The sequence below is a fragment of the Acetobacter estunensis genome (genome assembly GCF_011516945.1).
Taxonomy (GTDB): Bacteria; Pseudomonadota; Alphaproteobacteria; order Acetobacterales; family Acetobacteraceae; genus Acetobacter; species Acetobacter estunensis.
This window is the reverse complement of record NZ_WOTH01000001.1, coordinates 72,154-84,595: the sequence shown is the minus strand read 5'-3', so window position 1 is coordinate 84,595 and position 12,442 is coordinate 72,154. Positions and strand designations below refer to the sequence as shown.

Annotated in this window: 14 protein-coding genes; 11 read left to right on the top strand and 3 right to left on the bottom strand. The window is 57.9% G+C overall.

The window, feature by feature from the left end:
- Window positions 1–166 precede the first annotated feature (166 nt).
- The 4 genes from GOB87_RS00370 to GOB87_RS00355 all read left to right on the top strand — a co-directional run bounded on the left by GOB87_RS00370 (window position 167) and on the right by GOB87_RS00355 (window position 3,245).
- A complete protein-coding gene (locus GOB87_RS00370; RefSeq protein WP_166312564.1) occupies window positions 167–745 on the top strand; it encodes a type 1 glutamine amidotransferase domain-containing protein in 579 nt (192 codons plus the stop codon).
- Window positions 742–1,479: a hypothetical protein gene (locus GOB87_RS00365; RefSeq protein ID WP_166312563.1), complete on the top strand. Its 738-nt coding sequence runs from the start codon at window positions 742–744 to the stop codon at window positions 1,477–1,479. Before GOB87_RS00370 ends, GOB87_RS00365 begins: the two co-directional genes overlap by 4 nt.
- A 301-nt stretch (window positions 1,480–1,780) precedes the next feature.
- Entirely contained in the window at window positions 1,781–2,026 is a 246-nt protein-coding gene (locus tag GOB87_RS00360) for a hypothetical protein (RefSeq protein ID WP_166312562.1), read from the top strand.
- Window positions 2,027–3,050: 1,024 nt separating this feature from the next.
- The gene (locus GOB87_RS00355; protein WP_166312561.1) at window positions 3,051–3,245 is read left to right on the top strand and encodes a hypothetical protein; all 195 of its coding nucleotides are present in this window, start codon (window positions 3,051–3,053) and stop codon (window positions 3,243–3,245) included.
- 16 nt (window positions 3,246–3,261) lie between these two features.
- Here GOB87_RS00355 and GOB87_RS00350 read toward each other — a convergent pair whose 3' ends face one another.
- On the bottom strand, window positions 3,262–4,068 hold the full coding sequence (locus tag GOB87_RS00350) for a tyrosine-type recombinase/integrase (protein ID WP_166312560.1): 807 nt from the start codon (window positions 4,066–4,068) through the stop codon (window positions 3,262–3,264).
- Window positions 4,069–4,549: 481 nt separating this feature from the next.
- Here GOB87_RS00350 and GOB87_RS00345 point away from each other — a divergent pair, with 481 nt between their 5' ends.
- The 4 genes from GOB87_RS00345 to GOB87_RS00330 all read left to right on the top strand — a co-directional run bounded on the left by GOB87_RS00345 (window position 4,550) and on the right by GOB87_RS00330 (window position 7,091).
- Window positions 4,550–4,708 (top strand): hypothetical protein, encoded by a 159-nt coding sequence (locus GOB87_RS00345; protein WP_166312559.1) that lies wholly within the window; start codon window positions 4,550–4,552, stop codon window positions 4,706–4,708.
- A gap of 43 nt (window positions 4,709–4,751) precedes the next feature.
- Window positions 4,752–5,603 carry a 23S rRNA (adenine(2030)-N(6))-methyltransferase RlmJ gene (locus GOB87_RS00340; protein ID WP_166312558.1) on the top strand — a complete coding sequence of 284 codons (852 nt, stop codon included), beginning with the start codon at window positions 4,752–4,754 and terminating at the stop codon, window positions 5,601–5,603.
- Window positions 5,585–6,580: an NAD(P)H-dependent glycerol-3-phosphate dehydrogenase gene (locus tag GOB87_RS00335; protein ID WP_373320722.1), complete on the top strand. Its 996-nt coding sequence runs from the start codon at window positions 5,585–5,587 to the stop codon at window positions 6,578–6,580. The genes GOB87_RS00340 and GOB87_RS00335 overlap by 19 nt, the downstream gene beginning before the upstream one ends.
- A gap of 172 nt (window positions 6,581–6,752) precedes the next feature.
- Window positions 6,753–7,091, top strand: a complete 339-nt coding sequence (locus GOB87_RS00330; protein WP_166312557.1) for a hypothetical protein — start codon at window positions 6,753–6,755, stop codon at window positions 7,089–7,091.
- 83 nt (window positions 7,092–7,174) lie between these two features.
- Here GOB87_RS00330 and GOB87_RS00325 read toward each other — a convergent pair whose 3' ends face one another.
- Window positions 7,175–8,284 carry an Mrp/NBP35 family ATP-binding protein gene (locus GOB87_RS00325; RefSeq protein WP_166312556.1) on the bottom strand — a complete coding sequence of 370 codons (1,110 nt, stop codon included), beginning with the start codon at window positions 8,282–8,284 and terminating at the stop codon, window positions 7,175–7,177.
- 219 nt (window positions 8,285–8,503) lie between these two features.
- Here GOB87_RS00325 and GOB87_RS00320 point away from each other — a divergent pair, with 219 nt between their 5' ends.
- Together GOB87_RS00320 and GOB87_RS00315 are read left to right on the top strand one after the other, a co-directional pair.
- Entirely contained in the window at window positions 8,504–9,685 is a 1,182-nt protein-coding gene (locus GOB87_RS00320; RefSeq protein ID WP_166312555.1) for an OpgC family protein, read from the top strand.
- 34 nt (window positions 9,686–9,719) lie between these two features.
- The gene (locus tag GOB87_RS00315; protein ID WP_166312554.1) at window positions 9,720–10,358 is read left to right on the top strand and encodes an SGNH/GDSL hydrolase family protein; all 639 of its coding nucleotides are present in this window, start codon (window positions 9,720–9,722) and stop codon (window positions 10,356–10,358) included.
- Between the two features lie 116 nt (window positions 10,359–10,474).
- Here GOB87_RS00315 and GOB87_RS00310 read toward each other — a convergent pair whose 3' ends face one another.
- Window positions 10,475–11,524, bottom strand: coding sequence for a COX15/CtaA family protein (locus tag GOB87_RS00310; protein ID WP_242006075.1), 1,050 nt, complete (start codon window positions 11,522–11,524; stop codon window positions 10,475–10,477).
- Between the two features lie 122 nt (window positions 11,525–11,646).
- Here GOB87_RS00310 and GOB87_RS00305 point away from each other — a divergent pair, with 122 nt between their 5' ends.
- Window positions 11,647–12,411 carry a TVP38/TMEM64 family protein gene (locus tag GOB87_RS00305; protein ID WP_242006064.1) on the top strand — a complete coding sequence of 255 codons (765 nt, stop codon included), beginning with the start codon at window positions 11,647–11,649 and terminating at the stop codon, window positions 12,409–12,411.
- Window positions 12,412–12,442: the final 31 nt, after the last annotated feature.

The following is a 12,442-nucleotide window of genomic DNA, read 5'->3' as shown; positions in this document are numbered from 1 at the left end:
AAATCTCATCCGGACATCCGGCCTATTTTTCGCTACGCGCAACCCCGCCATTCATTTTCCAATGAAACATCCTCATCTCTGTCCCGTTGGAGTCTTCGAAAGCATATGAAAAATCCATAGCTTTCCTGAATCGATCGACCCTCCGGTCATAAGGAGATGACGCACGATGACGGTAACTCCATCTTCCCCGCACAATCCTCAGTCCGCCGGTAAGACCATCGCCATTCTCGCCACCAACGGTGTCGAAGAAGTGGAAATGACAGAGCCAGCCAAGGCCCTGCACGAAGCTGGCATCCGCACGGTTCTCGTCTCTCTCAAGCCCGGCCAAATCCAGGCCATGAAAGCCGATATTACGCCCACACGAAAATACGATGTGGATCAAACAGTCGATGAAGCAAAGGCACAGGATTTCGATGGCCTCCTTCTTCCCGGCGGCACCACCAACCCAGATCATCTTCGCATGAACGACAAGGCAGTTGCCTTTGTCCGCAGCTTTGTGAACGAGAGAAAACCGATTGCCGCCATCTGTCATGGTGCATGGCCGCTTATCAATGCCGAAGGTGTGCGCGACCGCACCATGACTTCATGGCCTTCTCTGAAAGCGGATCTCACGAATGCCGGCGCTCATTGGGTGGATGAAACCGTCGTGACGGACGGCAACCTCGTGACATCACGCAACCCCAATGATCTGAAAGCGTTCTGTCCTGCCGCCGTCAACCTGTTCTCCAAAAGTGCTGTCTCATGATTCAGCCTACCAACTTCCTGAAATTCTATGCGACCGGTATGCTGTCTGCCGCAGTGGCGTCTCTCGCTGCCGGTTATTTCGCTTGGCGGCGAGGACGGCGAACGGCCACAAGCGAGCCCACTGCTCAAACCACCACATCCCCTCCTGCCGAACCCGATCACACTCAGGGAATTGTGCGGCGTACCATTCAGTATTTCGTCATTCCTCTGTGGCTCGCGGCCGGCCTGACAGACTGGTGGTGTCACCGTCGTACGGATATCGAACACACGACAGGCCTCAAGGAAACCGCCATTCACCTCATGCTGCTGGGGGAAGCCGCCATTCCCGTTCTGGCCGGACTGTTTCTTGAAATCGATGCGCCGGTTCTCTCCCTCATGATTGCCGCTTTCTTTACACATGAAGCCACAGCCATGTGGGATGTCACCTACGCTGTCACCCGTCGCGACGTGCAACCTGTAGAGCAGCATGTCCATAGCTTCCTCGAAATGGTGCCATTGCTCGCTGTCTCTCTTGTAACGGTACTGCGCTGGCCGCATTTCATGGCATTACTCGGACAGAAAACACTCCCTGCGCAGACACCCCGCTTCAAACGGGAACCGCTTGGCCTGTGCTATGCAGTCTCCTCGCTCGGTGCCATGGCCCTGTTCGAAGTGCTCCCTTATCTGGAAGAAGCTTGGCGGGACTGGCGCGCAAATCCCGGCCGGTGGATCCCGCCGAAAAAGTTACCAGCATGACACCCAGCACATGAAAACGCGCCGTTAAGAGATGACGCATATCCTCGCTTGAGCTACAACACATCTCATGAACTACCGCCACGCCTACCGTGCCGTAGGTGCGCAATAACCCATTGATATTAAAGGGTGTTTTTCCTCACGCGAAAGCAGCGTGAACTATCGGCATGTTAGCCATGCCACTCTTCTTATTTCTCGCAATTTAGAGTCGATTCGTCAAGCCTCTCCCTGTCTCGAATGAGGACAGGTATGAACACCCCTGAACGAATTAGAGGGGCGAGGGATGGCTACCGCACAAGACGTAATGGTTCATCTGTCACAAGCCGACATTCAGGCGATAGCGGAGGCTGTTAGGCAGGGCGTGTCTGCTATCAGTGTTCATACCTCTGGCAATGAGACTTTGAACCTGTCTCCGGCTGATATTCAGGCCATTAAGGATGCGATGGGTAACGCCGGTATCCATGCAGACAACGGTAGTCCTGTAGCCTTGCATCTGGTGGACGACACCAGCCCATGGGGATGGGACAAAATTGCCTATGATGAATATTGATTTTCAAAGTGAAAAAAATGGGACAAGGGAAAACTTCGTGGGAACCGCGATGGTCATAGGGGGTGGTTTTTCCCAAAGGGGTATGGGGGGTAGCCCTGTGAGATGCCCTTGCCGCTGGTTCGTCCTGCTTGTGAATGGGTGATGCTATCGGTTTAACCGACTCCATCACTCTGACAAGCTGGCGCTGGTTTCTGGATGAGACAAGCGTTTGGTTTCTTATGTAGGAACCGAACCTTTGGTGATTTATGGCAGTTCTCTGCGGAGGTAGTGCAGGGGATTTAAGCCTTGCCCCTCTTATTGCCCATCTTACGGACAGGAAACCTCATCCATAATGCGATGGTGCTGGTATTGGTCAGACCGAATCCATCTTATGCCGCTATGTGCCGATATCTTTTGGATGTTTTTGTTCCCCTATGGCTTTTTTGTAAAAAATTATCCCTAAGCTAATTTATGTAAAAGATATCGGCTTATCGGCACTTCCCTCTTTTTTATATATATAAATGAATGAAAAACGGGAGAAAACAGCCATTTTTAATAGATAAACACTCATTTTTATAGCGCCGATAAGGTGCCGATAACCCGCCGATACCCCCCCCAAAACGCCGAAATGTCTGACCTATATAAATGGCAAATCAGTGGTTTACAGGACTACTTCATCACCGGTTTTTCAAAAAACACACATATATATGTGGTACATTGCACCACCTTATCGGCACCTATAATAGAGGTAGCCACCTCTCGTTTCGGTTCAGATATATATCAGTCAGACAAGAACTCATTTAAATTATTTGAATGGGAGGTATCATACCCATTTCATTTAATAAACGGCTGTAGCGGCCTTATATGGCGTCCATATAAGGCGTTAATAATTTGAATTGGATGTATCATACCCAGTTCATATTATTATCGACGTGAATTGGTGCCTTATATGGATGGCGTAACCCGTGCTGGTTTTGTCGGCCATAGGTCGGCAGAAGTCAGATTAGCCATTGCTGTTCATGGGACTGACACAGACAGAAATGCGTTGGTTAATGACAGGAGTGGTGCTGTTCGTGAGGCTGTCTATCAGCACGGCAACGCCTCTCATAGAAGCCAGCTTGGTTCATGGATGCTGGCTGATGCCTCACGCTATGACAGATTGCGACTGGTGGCAGAACTGGCCGAGGAACCCAAGGACGTGTCTAAGGCGAAGCTGCTTCTTCCCACTGATGAGATGTAAGATGATGGTTTTTGTTTTATATCCTAAAGGCTTCGGGAATCAGCTTGTCTCGGTATTGGTCAAGCGATGAGTGGTCATAATGCTTTCTGATTTGTTCAGGTGAGGTGCCACAGGCTTTGGCTATGAGGTAAACATCGACGCCCCTCTCAAGCTGTTTCGTGATGTAGTAGTGCCGAAAGGAATAGGTTGTGCGTCGGATGCCGCGATAGTCTGTCTGTAGGTTGGTTTTTTCAAGAATCCTGTTCATCAGGACATTGGTGTATTCCGTTTTCTTGCGTGAGGTATTGCAGAAAACAAAATCATCTCTGGTGGGTTCATGTCCAAAATGCGTTTCAAACAAAACCCACATGGTGGAGAGGTCCGCACTAGCGGCAGGAAATGGAATGGCCGTTCGGTATTTTCCTTTTCCATGAACCAATAATTTAAAATCTGATAGGACATCTTTGTCCCAGTCGAGAACATCTTTCCATTTCAGGCGTAGTGCCTCTGTGGGGCGCAAGCCGCTATGCACCATGAACTCTGAAAAGGCCCATATCAGAACGCGGTCATATCGTTCTCTTTGGTTCAGGTTTGGTGCGATGATGTCTGCTTGGGCTTGCTGCATATAGATGGACAGTTCGGCCTCCGTGAAAGATGGCCTTGCCGCTGATACAGGCTTGGGTCTGTCCCATGTCGGAATAAGGCGGAGGTGTCCGTTGTCATGTAGCCACTTGAGAAAGAGATAAGTGGCGGAGTGATTAGCCTCCAATGTGGATGAGGTGGGATAGACTTTGGCTGATTGAGGAATGGCACGTCTTACAGGTCGTCCTAACCGGTTCACCATTCGGAACTCTTGGTCTTTTCCGGGACCAGTTAGCCAATAATTGCAGCGCCACTCAAAAAACTTATTGAGTGATTGAGTATCCAGTGTGGATGGCGACCTCTTTGCAAAATACTCTGCAAAATAGGTCTTGATGAACTGCTTGTGCTGGTGGTGGCGTGACTTGGTGAGTTTCTTTGCTAACAGCCGCCCATCTAGGAAATCGACATAAGCTGGAATCAGTTCAGAGATGGCTTTGTTTTTTAATGGGATACCGGCTTCCTGCTTGGCTTTGGTCGTCCAATAGACCTGCGCTGCCTTTTCCTTTGCCTCTGTGGCGTTGGTGGTTTTGAGGCTTTCTCTGATTAAGCCGACATTCGGTAACGTGGAGGGTTCGAAAAACCCTCTTTTACAGCCAATTTAAAATGATAACTCATTGATATTGTTGTGTCTGGAAGATCCGAAATCGGGGTTTTTAGAACCCTCCACGTGAAAGATACCCACCATGAAGGGGAGTCAGGGCGACGAAAGATGGAATAAGGCGTTGACATTTTCTCTGACCTATGAACGTGAAAGCCGCCTTTACGTGAAAGAAAAACGTGAAAACCCACTTTTAGGAATTGTTTATTTTCAATGGGTTAACACGCTACGTGAAAGCACGTGAACGGGGTTGACACAAAATAACCTATTGATTTTAAAGGGTTTTTATGAACTACCGCCACGCCTACCACGCCGGAAACTTCGCAGATGTGATGAAGCATGCCCTGCTTGTCACTCTCCTGCGCCTGCTCACCCGCAAGGAGACACCCATCTCCGTGCTGGACACCCATGCCGGCATCGGCCTGTATGACCTCTCTGGACCTGAAGCCCAGGCCACTGGAGAATGGCGCGATGGTATCGGCCGCCTTCTGGGCCTCAATCCCGAACTCCCAGCTTTGAGTCCCCTGCGTGACTGGCTTCGCATCGTGCATGATGTCATCAGCGAGCATGACGGAAAGCTGTTCTATCCCGGCTCCCCCGAACTGATCGCCCGCCTGCTACGGCCCGGTGACACGCTGGCCTGCTGCGAACGTCACCCGGAAGACCAGCCCATCCTCCGGCGCCTGTTCCGCCGCAATCCCGCTGTCGCCGTCCATGCCCGCGACGGTTATGAAGCCATCACCGCGTTGCTGCCTCCAAAAACCGCCCGGCGCGGTCTCGTCCTGATGGATCCACCCTTCGAGCAGCGCGACGAATTCGCCGCCCTCAGTCACGCCATCATCACAGCCCGTCAACGCTTTCCCACCGGCGTCATGGCGGTGTGGTATCCCATCAAACACCGCACACCCGTCCGCACCTTTTTCAACACGCTGAAAGACGCCGGACAGCGCAAGCTGCTCGCGCTCGAGTTCACATTGCGCCCACCGCTCGACCCCACACGTCTGAACGGTTGCGGTCTGCTCATCGCCAACCCACCTTTCCAGCTTGACGAAGAGGCCGCCGCCGTCCTGACGGTCCTGCGGCAACATCTTGGCACTGAAGACACGGAAACCTCCGTACAATGGGTCGTCCCGGAATGAAGCGCATTGCCGTCATCGGAGCCGGTTCATGGGGACTGGCACTCGCCCTTCAGGCAGCCCGCACAGGCGCGGCTGTCCATCTATGGGCGCGTGACCCAACAGCACGTCTGGCCAACGGCGCAATGCCGCGCCTGAGCGCACACCCCCTGCCCGATTCCATCAATGTCACCGATGACCTGACAGTGGACGCGGACATGACGCTGGTGGCCGTGCCCATGCAACATCTCGCCATCGTTCTGGCTCGGCTGGACACGGCCTCCCCTCTTGTCCTGTGCTGCAAGGGCGTGCGTCCCGACAGCCTGCACTTCCCCCTCGACATTCTTGCCGATGTAAAACCCGGTCATGCTGGCGCCGTGCTGTCCGGACCGAACTTCGCGCACGAAATCGCAGCAGGCCTTCCCGCCGCTGCCGTCATCGCGGCCAAGGAAGACGGACTTGCCCGCCATCTGGCCGATGGTCTCGGCACATCCACCTTCCGACTCTATGACAGCACCGATGTTATCGGCGTTCAGCTTGGAGGCGCCGCCAAAAACGTCATCGCCATTGCAGCCGGAGCCACCATCGGCGCGGGTCTGGGGGAAAACGCACGCGCCGCCCTCGTCACACGCGGACTGGCGGAAATCAGCCGTCTGGCTGAATCGCTGGGTGGCAAGGCCGCCACCATGTCCGGTCTCGCAGGCATGGGCGACCTTCTCCTCACCTGCACAGGAACATCTTCGCGTAACTTTCGTGTCGGTCATGCGTTGGGAGAAGGAATGTCGCCTCACGACGCGGAAAAAGCGGCTGGCGGCGTAGCCGAAGGAGTGGCCACCTCACAAGCACTGACCACACTTGCCGCTCGGCAGCAGGTGAGCGTGCCCGTGATGGAGGCCGTCGCCAATGTCGTCACCGGCCGCATCGCTCTGAAAGACGCGACGGAGCAACTCCTGACCCGCCCACCCGGTCCAGAAATGAAAACGACAGGTTTTCTTAATTAAAACTCAGTTGCAGCAGCCCAAAACGGCTATTGTGATCGAATTATGGCGACCCTGTCGCAAGATGACGGCATGATGAAAACTTAATACGAGACACTATTCGAGACGAATGATAAAACAACCGCCACTGGTCCGTACCGATAATTGCCGGACCGGAGTTTCTGGAGACTGTTTCATGAAGTCATCGCGCCTTTTCGCAGCCCTTTCCATCGTGGCCCTGACGGGCGCGACAGCCGTACCGGCTCTTGCCCAGACGGAAACGGCACCTCCCGCCGCAACGACGGAAGCTCCCGCCAGCCCCGCTCCGGACGCCACGACGAACCCCGGCCCGGCTCCGACCGCCACCCCGGCTCCCTCCGAGACCGCTCCCGCCGCTGAAGGCGAGAAGTCGGCCACCGAGTCCACCACGCATCACAAGCACCGCGCTCACAAGAAGTCGCACAAGCATCACACGCACAAGGCGAAGAAGAGCACGGCTACGACCGACAGCACGGCGACTGACAGCGCCAACTGAGAATGCGCATCTGACCTTTCAGCAGGTCGGAATACCAAAGGGCCGGGACGCATGTTCCCGGCCCTTTTCTTTTGCCTGCAACCTCAACGTCCCGGCAGACGCCTGAGCGTCCCCGCAACCGTGCGCGCCAGCCCACGATAGGCCTGCGCTCCCTCACTGTCCGGTGCTGCAATCACAAGCGGACGCCCCGCATCGGCGCTCATGCGAATGTCCGCAAGCAGCGGAATCTCGCCCAGAAACGGAACGTCCAGCTTCCGTGCCTCATCGCGTGCACCACCATGCCCGAACAGTTCCGTCCGGTGGTGACAATTGGGACAGCAGAAATAGGACATGTTCTCCACAATCCCCAGCACCGGCACGTTCGTCTTGCCAAACATCGCAATGCCGCGCCGCGCGTCCAGAAGGGCGATGTCCTGCGGCGTGGAGACAATAATCGCCCCGCCCAGCACTCCTTTCTTCGCCAGCGTCAACTGCGCGTCGCCCGTGCCCGGCGGCATGTCGATGACGAGCACATCCAGCGCACCCCACTCCACATCCCCCAGAAGCTGACCGATTGCCCCCATCACCATCGGACCACGCCAGATCATGGCCTGTTCCTCATCCACCATCATGCCGATGGACATGGCCTTCAGACCGCACGCCTCCAGCGGGATCAGCTTCCCATCCCGCACTTCGGGCTTTGCCTTTATCCCCAGCATCCGCGGCAGCGACGGTCCATGAACATCCGCGTCCATCAACCCCACCGACAACCCTTCCAGCGCCAGTCCCGCCGCCAGATTGACCGCCGTTGTGGATTTGCCCACTCCACCCTTGCCGGACGCCACGGCAATGACCGCCTTCACACCCGGCAGAAGCGGCGCATCCGCCGCCTCCGGATGTCCCACGCCCCCAAGCGGTCTGTGTCCGCCCCCCGAAGCCCGTGATGGCGGAGCGGTGGCTGTCGTCGTCCGATGCGCGGTCAACACCACACGCGGCTGCCAGCCCGGAAAAGCACTCGCCAGCACCGATTCGAGACGCGGCGCGATGTCCCCCATCCGCGCCGCAAGCGCCTGCGGCACACTGAGCGTCACCAGCAGCCGCTCACCTTCGACGCGACAGGACTCCACAGCCACATCCTCGCCCGCCTGCGCGCCGATCACGCCGCCCAGCACACGTCCGATGTCCTCACGTGAGGGAATGTGTCGCTGCGTCATGAGAATGTCCTTTTTCTGCCGAAGCGCGTCTGTATGACCAAAATGGGGACCGCAGACCAGCGGACAAGTTCAGGGCCACCATCCGATTATGTGCATGAACGAAACATTATCCATTGTACAGGAACGTGCCGCAGCACTGGTCTTTCATGACCCGATGCACGATAAACGCGCCCGCACCAGCGGAGATCCGCTACAGCCGGAACCCTTACGGGACAGGATATGACGGTCATCCCTTCCTCCGCCACCCTGCCAGCAGGCGCCCAGCCCACCACGGCCACACCTTCGGTCGCTCGTCCTGCCCGTACCCGCGATCACCGCATCGATGCACTGCGCGGCATCGCACTTCTGATGATGTTCGTGGACCACATGCCACAGAACCTCCTCAACCGGCTGACCCTGCGCAATCTCGGCTTCGCGGACGCCGCCGAAATCTTCGTTCTGCTGGCCGGTTACGCCTCGTGGCTGGCATACGGACGTGGCTTTCCCCGCTACGGCACACGCGAGACGCTCACGCGCCTCGCCAAACGCTGCGTAAAGCTCTACGTCTCCCAGACCCTGATGATCATGGCCTTCATCGCCATCATCCTCACGTGGCGACAGTTCACACCCGTTCCGGTCGATTTCCTCGAACCCGAACTGGCCCACGGCATCTCCAGCTTCTGGCGCGTATTCCTGCTCAATGCCCTGCCATCCAACCTCAACATTCTGCCGCTCTACATGGTGCTGCTGGCTGCGTTTCCGCTCATGTACGTGGTGCTGAAATTCAACCGCTGGCTGGCGCTCGGCCTGTCAGCCGCACTCTGGCTGCTCATCAACATCGACCCGGACGTGAACTTCCCCAACTGGCTGGACCCGGACGGCTGGTATTTCGATCCGCTGGCGTGGCAGTTCCTCTTCATGATCGGCGCGTTCGGTGCCATCGAAGCGGAAAAATACAACGGCAATCTGCCTGCCTTCCCATGGCTGAAAGTGGCCTGCGGTCTCTATCTCGTCTTTTCGCTGTTCGAAGCCTTTCCGTGGACCCAGTGGGGTCTGCCCGTCATCCGCCCACTCGCCCTGCCTTCACCCGACAAGAGCACGCTGGCCCCGCTGCGCCTGCTCGATGTGCTGGCCATCTTCTATCTCGTCCAGTCCTCCCCCCTCGCAAAACGCTTTTCCGAAACCCGTTTCGGACAGGCGCTCGCCCTGTGCGGCCGTCACTCGCTGGAGGTCTTCACCGTGGGCACCGTCCTTGATCTGATTGGCCGACTGATCTTCACCACCTTTGGCGAAGGCTGGCTGTTTCAGGTGGTCATCAACTGTGCCGGACTGGCAATCCTCTACGGCGTGACCGTGGTGTACGAACGCAAACGCAATCGCGCGCGGGCGCAGGCCGCCGCTCACCGTAAAGCCGCGGCCTGATCTTTCGCGCCCCATCTGTCAGGGACATTCACGCATGTACACACTTCCCCGCCTCACCCGCCTGCTGGCGGACTCCGAACCGGTCCGGATCTGCCTCTTCGGCTCTTCCACCGTGGAGGGTATTGGCGCCAGCGCGCCTGAGCATGGTCTGTGTCCCGTCTTCGAGCGCACGTTCGCCCCAGCCGCCTCAGGTGGTCTGACCGTCATCAACCGTGGCATCGGCGGCAACGGCGCGCCCGAAATGCACGAGCGCCTGCAACAGGTGATCGACGACCGCCCCGATCTTGTCATCTGGCAGGGCGGCACCAACGATGTGTGGAAAGAAGAGCCCGTTTCCACCTTCATCGACCTGACCCGCGATGACCTTCAGATGCTCCGTCGTCAGGGCTGCGATCTCGCCATGATCGGCCCGCAATGGTGCAAGATGCTGGAGGAACTGCCCAACTTCCCCGCGTTCCGCGATGCCGTGCCGGCGCTGGCCATCGAACTCGGCGTTCCCTGCTTCGACCGTTACAACGCCATGAAACAGTGGTGCCAAGAGCACCACATCGAACGCGACGCCCTTTCACCCGACGGGCTGCATCTGGGCGATTTCGGCTACACGCTTTTGGGAGAGGCTCTGGCGCGCTGGATCGCGGGCCTCGCAAACGTCACTCTGCCCGTCGGCGCCTGAGAAAAAACGAAAACGGGCTCCTGTCTGATCCAGACCAGGAGCCCGCGAATATCCTCATTCCTTGCCCAGCCCGGCGCGCCCCTCCCCGAGGCAGCACACCGGCTGACGACCCAACCTTACCACCGCGTACGTTTCGCGCCACGCAATGCGTGCATGGCATATATCCCCACACCCAGAAGCACCGCCGCAAAGGTCTGGTGAATCGTCCCGGCCCACACCGGCACCACCAGCAGCAACGTCGTCACGCCCAGCGCATACTGAATCAGCACAGCCCAGCCCATAAGCGCCACAGCCGCATGCGCGCGCGGTCCCAGATTTGCCTTCATGCCGAAGAACACCGTCAGCCCGATGGCCAGCACCGTAAGCGTGGCCAGCAGGCGATGATCAAATTGCACGGCAGGAATGTTCGCGATCCAGTTAAACCAGAACGGATGCAGCCGCGCGTAGCCTTCCGGCACCAGATGACCGTCCATCAGCGGAAAGGTGTTGTAGGAGAAACCCGCATGGGTACCCGCCGTGAAGCCACCCGCCACGATGGTCAGCCCCACCAGACCCAGCGCCGCATGCAACGCCATGCGTGTGCGGCGACCGCCCGCACGATCCGGCACAGGCTCCACCGTGGGATAGCGCACCGAAAGCGCCGTCCACAGGATCGCGCCGTAGAGGATCAGCGCCATGCCCAGATGCAGCACCAGACGCACCGGCTCGACCGCCGTGCTGTCCGGGCGGAACCCCGAGGCCACCATGAACCAGCCGATCGCCCCCTGAAGGCCGCCGAGGACAAAGAAGAACGCCAGCCGCAGGATCAGACCGCGCGTCAGCACCCCCTGAACTGCGAAGATCACCAGTCGCACCAGCAGGTAAAGCCCGATGACGCGCCCCCAGAAACGATGCATCCATTCGGCCCAGAAAATCTTCTGGAACCCTGCAAGGCCGAAGCCTTCATGCAGGATCTTGTACTGGGGAATACCCTTGTAGAGTTCGAACTGCCGCTCCCACTCCGCATGGCTGAGCGGAGGAAGCATCCCCGTGACGGGACGCCAGTCCATGATCGACAGGCCCGAACCCGTCAGGCGCGTCGCTCCCCCCAGGGCGATCATGCCCAGCAGCATGACGCAGATCGTCAGCAGCCAGTTGGAAACGCGCCTGCGATCGCGCATCGACATGCCGTCGATCACGGTCGAATCCGAAAGTCGGGCCGCCTGCGCGCCCGAAGAGGTCGTATTGGACATGCGCCCCTCTACCGCGCTCTTGCAATCGCGGGCAAGGAGGTGTTACCGCGCGCGCCATGCCCGACATCGCGCCGCTAGAGCCTCCCGCGCCATCTGACGCGCCCTCCGGCTCCAAAGACATAAGGCAGGGCATCTCCACTCTCCTGCGACCCGCATTGATGCTGCTGGTCCTCGCCTGTGGCGCACTGCTCCTGCCCTCGGTGCCCGGGTTCCGCCACCTGCTCGATGACACCGCCACCCTGCGGCTCGGCCTGAAGGGACGAAGCCTTTTTACAGTGTGTGGCGCGCTATGGTGCCTCTTCGGGCTTCCCCGTCAGGTACTCTGCTTCGCCGCCGGCCTCGCCTACGGTCTGATGGAAGGCACACTGCTCGCCACGCTGGCCACCGTGATGGGAGCCGCCGCCTGTTTCGGCTGGGCACGCTGGGGCGGTCGTCACTGGGCACAACAGAGGCTCGGCATCAGAGACAACGCAATGCCTCCACAGGGCTTCCGACGCCGACTCGCCCATCTCGGGCGCGCGACACAGCAGCATCCGTTCACCACCATCGTCACGCTGCGCCTGCTGCCAGTCGGCTCATCGCTGCTGCTCAATCTCTTCGCAGGTGTGAGCGGATTGCCTTTCACGCCCTTTGTCGCCGCCACCACTGTGGGCAGTCTGCCACAGACGATCATTTTCGTGCTGCTCGGCTCGGGCGTACAGCTTGACGGACGAGGACGGATCGTGATGGCTGCGCTGCTCTTCCTCATTTCGGGGCTTCTGGGTATGTGGCTTCTCCGCCGTTCATCCACGGCAGCAGAACCACCTCAGACATACCCCTGAAGCAACCCACCCCTTCCGACACATATCTTCA

Bases quoted from the DNA above. Each gene is read 5' to 3' on its own strand.
- GOB87_RS00370 (WP_166312564.1), top strand. From the start codon at position 167: ATGACGGTAACTCCATCTTCCCCGCACAATCCTCAGTCCGCCGGTAAG.
- GOB87_RS00365 (WP_166312563.1), top strand. From the start codon at position 742: ATGATTCAGCCTACCAACTTCCTGAAATTCTATGCGACCGGTATGCTG.
- GOB87_RS00360 (WP_166312562.1), top strand. From the start codon at position 1,781: ATGGTTCATCTGTCACAAGCCGACATTCAGGCGATAGCGGAGGCTGTT.
- GOB87_RS00350 (WP_166312560.1), bottom strand. From the start codon at position 4,068: ATGGTGAACCGGTTAGGACGACCTGTAAGACGTGCCATTCCTCAATCA.
- GOB87_RS00345 (WP_166312559.1), top strand. From the start codon at position 4,550: ATGAAGGGGAGTCAGGGCGACGAAAGATGGAATAAGGCGTTGACATTT.
- GOB87_RS00340 (WP_166312558.1), top strand. From the start codon at position 4,752: ATGAACTACCGCCACGCCTACCACGCCGGAAACTTCGCAGATGTGATG.
- GOB87_RS00335 (WP_373320722.1), top strand. From the start codon at position 5,585: ATGGGTCGTCCCGGAATGAAGCGCATTGCCGTCATCGGAGCCGGTTCA.
- GOB87_RS00330 (WP_166312557.1), top strand. From the start codon at position 6,753: ATGAAGTCATCGCGCCTTTTCGCAGCCCTTTCCATCGTGGCCCTGACG.
- GOB87_RS00325 (WP_166312556.1), bottom strand. From the start codon at position 8,284: ATGACGCAGCGACACATTCCCTCACGTGAGGACATCGGACGTGTGCTG.
- GOB87_RS00320 (WP_166312555.1), top strand. From the start codon at position 8,504: ATGACGGTCATCCCTTCCTCCGCCACCCTGCCAGCAGGCGCCCAGCCC.
- GOB87_RS00315 (WP_166312554.1), top strand. From the start codon at position 9,720: ATGTACACACTTCCCCGCCTCACCCGCCTGCTGGCGGACTCCGAACCG.
- GOB87_RS00310 (WP_242006075.1), bottom strand. From the start codon at position 11,524: ATGTCGATGCGCGATCGCAGGCGCGTTTCCAACTGGCTGCTGACGATC.
- GOB87_RS00305 (WP_242006064.1), top strand. From the start codon at position 11,647: ATGCCCGACATCGCGCCGCTAGAGCCTCCCGCGCCATCTGACGCGCCC.